The organism is Flavobacterium sp. (assembly GCF_049240005.1).
In the GTDB taxonomy this organism is placed as follows: Bacteria; Bacteroidota; Bacteroidia; order Flavobacteriales; family Flavobacteriaceae; genus Flavobacterium.
Genome location: NZ_JBMLTK010000040.1, coordinates 1 through 11,149, shown reverse-complemented (window position 1 = coordinate 11,149; position 11,149 = coordinate 1). Strand labels below are relative to the sequence as shown.

Annotated in this window: 8 protein-coding genes; 4 read left to right on the top strand and 4 right to left on the bottom strand. The window is 42.4% G+C overall.

What is annotated here, in order from left to right:
• Positions 1-1,200 precede the first annotated feature (1,200 nt).
• Positions 1,201-4,551 carry a transcription-repair coupling factor gene (gene mfd, locus ACOVQQ_RS04200; protein ID WP_421817082.1) on the bottom strand — a complete coding sequence of 1,117 codons (3,351 nt, stop codon included), beginning with the start codon at positions 4,549-4,551 and terminating at the stop codon, positions 1,201-1,203.
• Position 4,552: 1 nt separating this feature from the next.
• Entirely contained in the window at positions 4,553-5,134 is a 582-nt protein-coding gene (locus tag ACOVQQ_RS04195; RefSeq protein ID WP_421817081.1) for a hypothetical protein, read from the bottom strand.
• A 207-nt stretch (positions 5,135-5,341) separates the two neighbouring features.
• On the opposite strand from ACOVQQ_RS04195, the gene ACOVQQ_RS04190 reads away from it, so the two are divergent.
• Genes ACOVQQ_RS04190 through ACOVQQ_RS04175 form a run of 4 tightly spaced genes read left to right on the top strand, consistent with a single transcriptional unit; the run spans position 5,342 to position 7,944 of the window.
• Positions 5,342-6,283, top strand: coding sequence for an L-threonine 3-dehydrogenase (locus tag ACOVQQ_RS04190; RefSeq protein ID WP_421817080.1), 942 nt, complete (start codon positions 5,342-5,344; stop codon positions 6,281-6,283).
• Between the two features lie 18 nt (positions 6,284-6,301).
• Positions 6,302-6,862, top strand: a complete 561-nt coding sequence (locus tag ACOVQQ_RS04185) for a nuclear transport factor 2 family protein (protein ID WP_421817079.1) — start codon at positions 6,302-6,304, stop codon at positions 6,860-6,862.
• A gap of 45 nt (positions 6,863-6,907) precedes the next feature.
• Positions 6,908-7,336, top strand: a complete 429-nt coding sequence (locus tag ACOVQQ_RS04180; protein WP_421817078.1) for a hypothetical protein — start codon at positions 6,908-6,910, stop codon at positions 7,334-7,336.
• A gap of 17 nt (positions 7,337-7,353) precedes the next feature.
• Positions 7,354-7,944, top strand: coding sequence for a hypothetical protein (locus tag ACOVQQ_RS04175; protein ID WP_421817077.1), 591 nt, complete (start codon positions 7,354-7,356; stop codon positions 7,942-7,944).
• A gap of 321 nt (positions 7,945-8,265) precedes the next feature.
• Here the strand turns inward: ACOVQQ_RS04175 and feoB are convergent, their stop codons facing one another.
• Both feoB and ACOVQQ_RS04165 read right to left on the bottom strand, forming a co-directional pair.
• Complete coding sequence (gene feoB / locus ACOVQQ_RS04170) at positions 8,266-10,356, bottom strand: ferrous iron transport protein B (protein ID WP_421817076.1); 2,091 nt, start codon at positions 10,354-10,356, stop codon at positions 8,266-8,268.
• Complete coding sequence (locus ACOVQQ_RS04165; RefSeq protein ID WP_094485543.1) at positions 10,349-10,591, bottom strand: FeoA family protein; 243 nt, start codon at positions 10,589-10,591, stop codon at positions 10,349-10,351. The genes feoB and ACOVQQ_RS04165 overlap by 8 nt, the downstream gene beginning before the upstream one ends.
• Positions 10,592-11,149 lie beyond the last annotated feature (558 nt).

Sequence of the window (11,149 nt, the reverse complement as noted above, 5' to 3'; positions counted from 1 at the left end):
TTTCCACCTCTTTCGAATTCACCATTTTAGTTTCCGACGAAGAAGTTGATCTTGCATTTAAAGTCATTAAAGACTTAAAATCGATTTGATTTTAGAAACGCGCGTACAATCAAATTTAAGTACTTTATTCTACTCAAAAACTTAAATTACAGAGGCTTAACAAAGTTTTCAAGTCTAGTGTAGGTTTGAAGCTAATCCTGCTGTTCGCTGCAAATCCGCGCTACACCAAGGGTTTGCACAACCGTTTCGCTTGGCTTCCGTTGGTCGCCAGCAAAACAGTGTGCGCACGCCTTGTTGCAGCTGTGGGTTTTCCGCTGCCATCAGGGCTAATCAATGTCGTTCACACAAAAGTTGATGATCTAAAAACCGCTCCAATCGATTCGTAGCGCAAAACTATTCTCAAAATCAGCGTCCGAAACTGGTTTTCAAGGAAAAAATTAAAAAACACAAAACAGTTTATATTCAGGCCAATCGTAGTGAATATAGGGGATTGTAGTGAAAATTCTCTAAAAAGGGTACAGCAACGCTCCGGGGCCTCCAGCCCGCCTCCGGCATAAAAGTACAAAATCGATTTTTTGTCGACGAATTTTAGGCGTGTTTAAACGTTTATAAACGTTTCGGGTGGTTATGAACAATTAAGCGTACCGGATTACCGAATTTCAACTACCTGCTTTGAATTGAAACAGGGTACCAACTTGAATTTCGGCCACCAATCAAGAATCAATTTTGCCTTTCAAGGTGGGCAAATCAGTTAGATTTATTGAGGAAAAAATAAAAACGTATCGAAGTGCAGAATTTTATGAAACGACACACCTGAGTAATGAAGCGGCTTTTAATGCTAAAATAGCAGAAAAGGGTACAGCAACGCTCCGGGGCCTCCAGCCCGCCTCCGGCATAAAAATACTAAATCGATTTTTTGTCGACGAATTTTAGGCGTGTTTAAACGTTTATAAACGTTTCGGGTGGTTATGAACATTTTTTACGACGAAGTTTGGGCTACGAATTTGCGTTAGTGACAGCAGGGAAAATAAAACGCGAAGAAAACCGCTGCCGAAAACGGATTTGCGCTGGCGACCCACAGAAGCCCACGCAAACCGATTGCCGGCCGGTTTTGTGCCGTTTTATTGCAGCGTATGGCACGGCGCGGCACCTGCAAAACCACAGCAACGCGCCGCGCAACGCCCAAATAAAAATCTAGATTTAAATCTGCTCAAACAAATGAACTGCCTTTCGAACCGATTTAACCGACTCGAACGTGAGTAACAATTTTAGGCCCGCAGGCGTTTGCTTTTCCTTGAGTTTTGCCAACTGCGGATTCTTCTGCACAAAATCGATGATGCGGCGAAATTGCTCCGACGAATAATATTCGGATTGCTGGTCGGAAACAAAATACAAAATCATTTTGCTTTGCTTCAAAACCACCTTTTCGACACCTAATTTAGTGCCGTACCACTTTAACTTTAAGCTCGTTAGCAAATCAACAGCTTGCTTCGGTAAAGGGCCAAAGCGATCAACGAGTTTTTCCTCGAATTTTTGCAAAGCCGTTTCGTCTTTTACCTCGCCCAGCTCGTTATACAGCGCCAAACGTTCGGTTATGCTGTTGATGTAATCGTCGGGGAAGAGCAGCTCGAAGTCGGCATCAATAACCATGTCTTTCACGTAGGTTTTGCCGTTGCTCTCTACTTCGTTGTATAAATCTTTAAACTCGTTTTCCTTCAATTCTTCGATGGCCTCGTTCATGATTTTTTGATAGGTTTCGAAGCCAATTTCGTTGATAAAACCGCTTTGCTCGCCACCAAGTAGGTCGCCCGCACCGCGAATCTCTAAATCTTTCATCGCAATGTTAAATCCGCTGCCGAGTTCGCTAAACTGTTCCAAGGCGTGAATGCGTTTACGCGCATCTTCGGTCATCATGCTGTACGGCGGACAAATAAAGTAGCAAAACGCTTTTTTGTTGCTTCGTCCTACACGACCGCGCATTTGGTGCAAGTCGGAGAGTCCGAAATTCTGTGCATTATTGATAAAAATGGTGTTGGCGTTAGGCACGTCGAGTCCGCTTTCAATAATGGTCGTGGCTACCAACACATCAAATTCTCCGTTCATAAATGCCAGCATTAGCTCTTCGAGTTTCTTGCCGTCCATTTGCCCGTGACCAACGCCAATACGCGCATCGGGCACCAATCGCTGTATCATCCCGGCAACTTCCTTGATGTTTTCGATGCGGTTATTGATGAAGAACACCTGGCCGTTTCGTTGAATTTCGTATGAAACCGCGTCGCGTATGGTTTCTTCGTTAAATCCAACTACATGCGTTTCGATAGGGTAGCGGTTGGGTGGGGGCGTGGTAATTACCGATAAATCGCGCGCGGCCATAAGCGAAAATTGCAATGTTCTAGGGATAGGCGTTGCCGTAAGTGTGAGTGTATCGACGTTTGCCGACAAGGTTTTGAGTTTGTCTTTAACGTTTACACCAAACTTTTGTTCCTCGTCGATAATGAGCAAGCCTAGATCTTTAAATCGCACGTCTTTGTTGACCAACTGGTGCGTTCCGATGATGATGTCGAGTCGACCTTCGGCTAAATCTTTAAGCGTTTCGGCTTTTTGCTTTGCTGTTCTAAACCGGTTGAGGTATCCGATGGTCACCGGCATTTCTTTCAATCGCTCAGAAAAAGTGCGAAAATGCTGGTACGCCAAAATAGTAGTTGGCACCAAAACAGCTACTTGTTTTCCGTTGTCAACGGCTTTGAAAGCGGCACGAATTGCTACTTCGGTTTTTCCAAATCCTACGTCGCCGCACACCAAACGATCCATAGGGCGGTCGCTCTCCATGTCGGCTTTAACTTCCTGCGTTGCTTTTATCTGATCGGGCGTATCTTCGTAAATAAAGGAGCTTTCGAGCTCGTGTTGCAAATAGCTATCGGGATTGTATTGAAACCCTTTTTCCAGACGTCGTTTTGCATACAATTGAATCAGATTGAATGCAATGTGCTTGACGCGCGCTTTGGTTTTTTGCTTCAGCGTTTTCCACGCATTCGAACCCAGCTTATAGATTTTAGGAACGGCGCCGTCTTTGCCGTTAAATTTCGAAATTTTATGCAGCGCATGAATGCTAACGTACACAATGTCGTTGTCGGCATAAACCAATTTTATAGCTTCCTGCGTGCGGCCGTCGACTTGAATTTTCTGCAATCCACCAAATTTTCCGATTCCGTGATCGATGTGTGTCACGTAGTCGCCGATGGTTAAACCATTGAGTTCTTTAAACGATATGGCTTGTTTTTTGGCGTAGCCGTTCTTGATATGAAAACGGTGGTAGCGTTCAAAAATCTGGTGATCGGTGTAGAGCGCAATTCCGGCGTCGTTATCGATAAATCCGGCGTGTAGCGGTAAGGTTACGGCTTGGTATTGTTCGTGAATATCATCTGCCGGTTCGCTAATGCTTTCGAAAATGTCGTAAAAACGTTTGGCTTGTTGTTCGTTTGCACAACACAGAAAATTCCGGATGTTTTTAGACCGGTTATTCGATAAGTTTTCGAGTAGCAAATCGAATTGCTTGTTAAACGAGGGTTGAGGCGTTTGGTTGAAGGAAATACTCAGACTTTCGAAATACGCGCGACTTCCCATTTCAATCACTTCAAAACGTTCGGCATCGTGCAAGAATTGTTTTCCGTTGAGAAATAAAGCGGCTGGAGGCGCATGTTTGGTTTCCGACTGTAGGTTTTCGAAAGCGGTTTCGGCTTTACGGAAAAGCTGGTCGAGTTTGTCGGCAATTTGTTGAGTGTCGAGTAAAATCAGCGTGGTTTGTGGGCTGATGTAACTTAGAAACGGCGTTCGATTTTCCTCAAAAAACCGATTTTCGATATTCGGAATGATACTTATTTTCTTTTGTCTTTCGACAGAAAGTTGCGTTTCAACATCGAAAGAGCGAATCGATTCGACTTCATTTCCAAAGAACTCGATACGATACGGATGGTCGTTGCTAAATGAAAATACGTCGAGTATGCCGCCACGTACTGAAAATTCGCCGGGTTCGGCTATAAAATCGACACGTTTGAATTCGTATTCAAAAAGCACTTCATTGATAAAGTCGAGTGAAATCTTGTCGCCAACAGCAATTTTCAAGGTGTTTTTGTCGAGATCTTTTTTGGTCACGACACGCTCGAACAGCGCTTCAGGATACGACACCATAACGGGTGGTCGTTTCCGCGAGTTTATTCGATTGAGGACTTCGGCGCGCAGCAAAACGTTGGCGTTGTCGATTTCCTCAATTTTGTACGGATTTTTGTACGATTCGGGATAAAACAACACGTCGTCGGCGCTGTGTAATTGCTCTAGATCGTTGAGTAAGAAAGCGGCTTGTTCCTTATCGGTTGCTAATAAAAGTAGTGGTCGTTCGGTTTGTAAAGCAATTCGTTGTACCAATAGAGAAATTCCCGAACCCACCAGATTCTTTACGTGCAGTTTGTGTTGTTTCTCCGAAAGGGCAGTGAGTACTGCTTTAACGGGAGTAGCATTTTCGAAACGTGTAAAAAACGGAAAATGTTGTGCCATTTTATCTGATCACCGGTGTGGCTTTAATCGCTCGAGTAGTATCCAACATACGCAACATATCTGCTTCACCCTTTTCAATGGGAACGAGCTCGCGTTGTGCAATTTCAGTAAATTGGGTATTTAGACCACTCATTGCCGTGTTGATTTCGGAAAACAAAGGTTTAATGCGTTCTATAGGTGGTTGTTGTACAGAAAGATACATGTCGAGCATACGTACAGAGGCAACTACTGCCGCGATCCGACTTTTGATTTCTGGAGTAGCAAATTTCGGTGGAATATTGTTTTGCAAAAGAGCGGCACGAGTAGCCAATTTTGTAGCTTTTTTTTGGAAAGCGCTTAGCGAACTTACTGGTTTTGACGTGAGCTCAGAAATAAATAGGTTCCAATCGGCCCACGTTCGAAGCTGCTCTTGAACCAAAGGACTAGGCGTTAAAACCGTAAAATTCCAGGCGCTGTTGAGCTGCTTGAAAAACGCTTCTTGCCGAGCAGCATCTTTTTGCGTAGCTACTCTTCGTTGCGCATCGTTGTCGTTGCAAGCGGCAAACAGCATCAGGTACGAAAAAAGGATTGCGAGTTGTTTCACATCTAAACTTTCGACAAAAGTAGCGTATTTACTAAAGTTCTGAAATCAGAATTATTGTTAAAGAAAGCTTATTTAAATTTTGCTTGTGTTTCGTATTTAAGTTATTGAAAAACAAAGCTTTAATTCTTTATTTGTTTATTTACAGGTTTTGATCCTAGTTATTTGGCAGCTAAACGAAAACGTTATCTTTGTCGCAAAACAGCAACCATGAGTAGGAAAGTACTAATTATAGGCGCGTGCGGACAAATAGGCACGGAATTAACCAAGCAGTTACGAAGCAAATACGGAGTTTCGAATGTAATTGCTTCGGACATCCGAAAAATGGATAATGAAGTAGTTAACGACGGCATTTTTGAAGTTGTGAATGCTTTAGACTATAATCAAATTGAACATTTGATCGAGAAATATCAGGTCGACGATGTGTATCTCATGGCTGCATTACTTTCGGCAACGGCAGAGAAAAATCCGGCTTTTGCTTGGGATTTGAATATGAATTCGCTGTTTCATGTTTTGAATTTGGCGAAAGCTAAAAAATTTAAACGTTTGTTTTGGCCTTCGAGTATCGCGGTTTTTGGTCCGTCGACGCCAAAAGATAACACGCCGCAGTACACGATTATGGAGCCGAGTACGGTTTACGGAATCAGCAAGCAATCGGGCGAACGTTGGTGTGAGTACTATCATAAATTGTATCAGGTCGATGTGCGCAGCGTGCGTTATCCCGGATTAATTAGCTATACTTCGCCACCCGGCGGCGGAACAACAGATTATGCTGTAGAAATATTCCACGAGGCATTAGCCAACAAATCGTACGAGTGTTTTCTTAAATCCGATACCGCGCTGCCAATGATGTATATGTCGGATGCGATTCGCGCAACGATTCAAATCATGGAAGCCGAACCTGAAGCTATTAAAATTCGATCTTCGTACAATTTGGCAGCAGTTAGTTTTACTCCGGAAGAAATTTCGGAGTCGTTAACCAAACACATTCCAAAATTTGAAATATCGTATAATCCAGATTTTCGACAAGCGATAGCCGACAGCTGGCCGGCAAGCATAGACGATACGCATGCCCGAAACGATTGGGGTTGGAAACACGAATACGATTTGGAGCAAATAACACAAGCTATGCTCGAGGGTTTACGGGCGTAGCAACTTAGCATAAAACTAATGAAATTATTCAGCAACGCACATAATTGTCTTTGTCGGAAGTCAAAACGAGTGAAAGTAGTCGTTGCGCTGCTATTTTGCGCTTTGAACGTTGCTGGACAAAAAAAAGCCGAAGCGTTTTCCCATGTCGATGCCGTGTTAAACCAATGGCACGAAGCGGCCGCGACAGCTGATTGGAAGAATTACGAAGCACTTATGGGTGCCGATTTCCACTTTATAGGAACCGATGCTACCGAAAATTGGGACCGACAAGCGTTTACCGCCTTCGCAAAACCGTATTTTGATCGCGGAAAAGGGTGGAAGTACACGCCACTCGAACGAAACATTTATTTCAACAAACAAAAAAACATCGCTTGGTTCGACGAACTACTCGATTCTAACCTCGGCGTGTGTCGCGGATCGGGTATCTTAATTCTGACCAAAGGAAAGTGGCTGTTTTCGCAGTATGTATTGTCTATGACCGTACCCAACGATCATGCCGATGCTGTAGTAAAACTCAAGCAGAACGACGACTCTTTATTTAAAACCAAACTAAATAAGGCGCCGGTAAATCCAAAATAGAACTACACTCGTAAATAATCGTAGCGCACCATAAAGCATACGATTATGAAAATTAATTTTAAAAGAATTTTAGTAGCTACAGGTTCTGTGATTCTGTTGCTGTTTTTGATTTTAGTAGTACACATTGCCACTGCTAAACCAGTTACCATTGAACTCGCCACTTGGCAAGTAAGTCGTTTCGACTTCAAACAACCTATCGACTCTATCACAGCAAAGAAAATCGAATATGATTTATCGGCCATCTCGGGCGTTAAAGGCGATGTGCTTGTGAAAAACAATGTTGTAGTTTTCTTTCACGACAACACGCAAACCAGTAATCAAAAGGTGTACGAAGCCTTTACTGCAAAAGGTTACAAAGACGTTAGCATCTTTAAAGTTCCGGCCGAATTAGCCAGTAAAAAAGTTTGTCCGGCGATGAAACAAAATGGTTTTGCCTACCATTTCTCAAAAGGTATCCAACGAATTTTTAATTAACTTAAATAACTTGAACTATGAAAAGAAATCTGAAATTCTTAGCCTTGCTGCTATTGAGCGGCGCTCCTTTGTTTGTGTCTTGTAACGACGATGATAATAGTGCACCACCAGCAGAAGCCAGTATTTACGACCGTCTCGGCGGCGATGCGATGGTACAAGACCCAGACGCAGCCAACGGCGTTATGATTGAATCGGGCCGTCTAGCCTACCGAAAAGTAGTAGGTAGAACCGTGCAACTTATTGTAGCCGACATTCAGGCGGGGGCTCAAGGAAACTTAGCAGAGCACTTTGCTCCACTTTTAGCTGAAGTGGGCGCAGGAAACACCACCAACTTAGCCGTATTACAAGATAATTTAGTGGATTTCTTCTCTTTCAACACAGGAGGAACAAATCCGGTAAATACTTATTCAGGATTGGATATGGTAGCCGCACACAATCCGGCACAAAATCCGCGTATGGGAACTACATCTTCGAATGCCGATTACGACAAATTTGTAGGTTATGTTGGAGCTGCCGCTATTGAAAACGGCGTACCTGCAAACTCTGATTTGTTTAACGACGTGGTTGCGGTTTTAGAATCGCTAAGAGATCCGATCGTACAAGAATAATAACGGGTAGTAGCGTTATTTACCGACCGTCTGTTCAGCTTTATGGACAGGCGGTTTTTTTTGTAATTCCATATTCGCATCCGATTTAGGAAAATCTGTTCCTAACACTAAACAAGTTGTAGAACTAACTAACTCAAAAAGCGTCGGGTAGTTTCGTTTTATTGTATGAACGCGCAATAAAAAGAGTGGCCTGTTTTGTGTTTTTTAGGATAACAAATTGCTAACCGCAGCAATCTTTCCCTTTCTTTTTTGGAAAGAAAAATTTCCGCACCAAGAAGATGAGTGCTAGTAGGAGGGCGGCTATGGCAATTACTTCTTGCATCAGCTGGCTATTTCGTGAACTACAAATGCAATACAATAGGCCAAGACTGTCATAATAGCCAATTGCATCAGAGGCCATTTCCAGCTATTGGTTTCACGTTTTGTAATTGCTAAGGTTGATACACATTGCATGGCAAAGGCATAAAACATCAGAATCGATAATCCGGTTCCTAGATCAAAAATGGGTTTTCCCGTTTTTACATCAGTTTGGGCGCGCATTTTTTGTTTGATGGTTTCCTCATCTTCGGTTCCGCCCACGCTGTAAATGGTTGCTAAGGTTCCTACAAACACCTCGCGCGCTGCAAATGAGGTAAGTATGGCGATACCAATTTTCCAATCGTAGCCCAAAGGTTTAATTACAGGCTCGATTCCGCGACCCAAACGCCCAATGTACGATTCTTCCAAACGTGCAGCGGCAACGGCTTGTTCGTAAGTACCTCCGTTGGCGTATTCTTGTTCCATGGTTACGCGCGCTCCGGCTTGATCCATATTTTCACCAGGTCCGTAACTAGCCAAAAACCAGAGAATTACCGATATAGCTAAAATGATTTTACCCGCACCCATTACAAAGGCTTTGGTTTTTTCAACTACCGTAATCCCAATGTTCTGCGGAAGCGGCCACTTATAATCAGGCATTTCGATAACAAAATACTGTTTGGTTTTTAGTTTGATGATCTTATTTAAAATCGTTGCTGCCAAAATAGCCATTGCAAAACCGATCAGATACATGCCCATAAGTACCAAAGCTTGCATGGAGATAAAACCTAAGACGATTCGGTTCGGGATAACTAATGAGATAATAATTGAATACACAGGTAAGCGTGCCGAGCAGGTAGTAAACGGCGTCACCAAAATTGTGATTAGACGCTCCTTCCAATTTTCGATGTTTCGAGCGGCCATAATTGCAGGAATGGCACAAGCTGTTCCCGAAATTAAGGGAACCACGCTTTTTCCGGAAAGGCCGAAACGACGCATTATGCGGTCCATTAAGAAAACCACGCGACTCATATATCCCGATTCTTCTAGGACCGAAATGAACAAGAATAAAAAGGCAATTTGTGGTATGAAAATTACAATTCCGCCTATACCAGGGATAATCCCGTCGGCGAGCAATTCTTGAAGCATGCCTGGCGTCATGTGGCTTTTTGTGTATTCTGAAAGCGATGCAAACGCCGCGTCGATGGCATCCATAGGAATACTCGACCAACTAAAAATCGCATTAAAAATAAGCAGTAAAATAGCGGCGAAAATCAGGTAGCCGAAGATACGGTGCGTAAAGATACGGTCGAGTTTATAGCGCCAATCAGTTGCCAGGGAAAGGTCTGTTTTCTGAGTGGATTTTAATACGTTATTGATAAACTGATAGCGTTTTATCACCTCCTTTTGTTGCAAACGTTTTAGATCTGAAGCTGTTACCGAAAGCTGTTTCGGGTCGGTTGCTTGGTCGTTTAGTTTGTAGTGTTCGGATGACAGAAACAGCCAGCTTTCATACACATTTCGGCTGGGCGCCGTTTGTTCGACGCTTTTAAAAAAGTTCTCATCAACTGTTCTAATATCGATGATTGGGTTTCGAGAAAGTTTATTACGCTCAGTAATTAGCGTTTTTAATTCTTTAATACCTGTGTTCTTGCGACTTGAGATCAACGCAATTTTTGTGTCGAGTGCGGTTTCAAGTGCTGGAATATCTAGTGAAATCCCGCGTTTTTGCATCCGGTCGGCCATATTAATGGCAAGAACGACAGGTAGCTGTAGGTCTTTTATTTGTGTGAAAAGCAGTAAGTTGCGCTTCAGATTTTCAACTTCCGTAACAACAACGATAACGTCTGGATAGTCTTTATCGGCGGGGTTCAGCAGTAAATCGGTTACCACACTTTCGTCTAAACTGCTCGCATTTAGCGAATAGGTTCCGGGTAAATCGAGCACAGCTGCTTTTTGTCCGTCGGTTAACTGGGTGTATCCTAATTTACGGTCGACGGTTACTCCGGGATAATTTCCGGTTTGTTGATTTAATCCGGTAAGCTTATTGAAAAGCGAGGTTTTGCCCGTATTTGGGTTACCAATGAGCGCAATTTTATGTAGATGTTTACTCATGGCTCAACTGGCTTACTTCGGCTACTTCAATTTGTGCAGCCAACTCTTTGCGAATAGCCACGTAACTGCCAGAAATTTCGAATAAGTACGGGTCGCCGAGCGGTGCAATCTGGATGAGCTTCACTTCTGCACCGGCAATTAACCCCATTTCGATTAACTTTAAAGGAACGGCATCTGGGTTGAAATTAACAACAACAGCGGCATGCGACAGCGGTAAATTTTGCAGGGTTGGCAATGTTATTTAGAATTAGAAAAAACAAAATTAAGGATTAATAGGAGAGAAACTTTTAAAAATATCTTAAGAAGCGAGACTGTGTCTTGTTTGATTTCGGATGTTCTTAAAAATTTGTAAACTTTTAAATCTTAATTTGATAGACATAATTTTATCGATTTCTTAGAATTTATATTTCATATATCCGATTTGCACCGACAAAAAATATAGAAAAACTTATAAAACTACAATTCTCCTGAAATTACCTTTACGGTTTTTCCGTAAAGGGGTTCTTTTTTCTTAACAAATAAAGGTTGAAAGATAAAAGCTTCTATAGTGTTACTTTTTTTATAACGGTAATATTTATTTAATTACTTTTATTTCCAACTTAAACCATTTATTATGAAGTATTTATTTACCCCCCCCCCCCCATTTTCAATTATGCGGTGTGGGGAAAGAGTACAGAGTATTGTAAAAACAAGGTAAAATTTGAATTTAATAAAAAAGTAAAAACGGTTGTTACTAGGATATTTTTGCTGTCTTTTGCTTTGGTTATTTTATTAAGCGGCTGCTCTTCTGAAG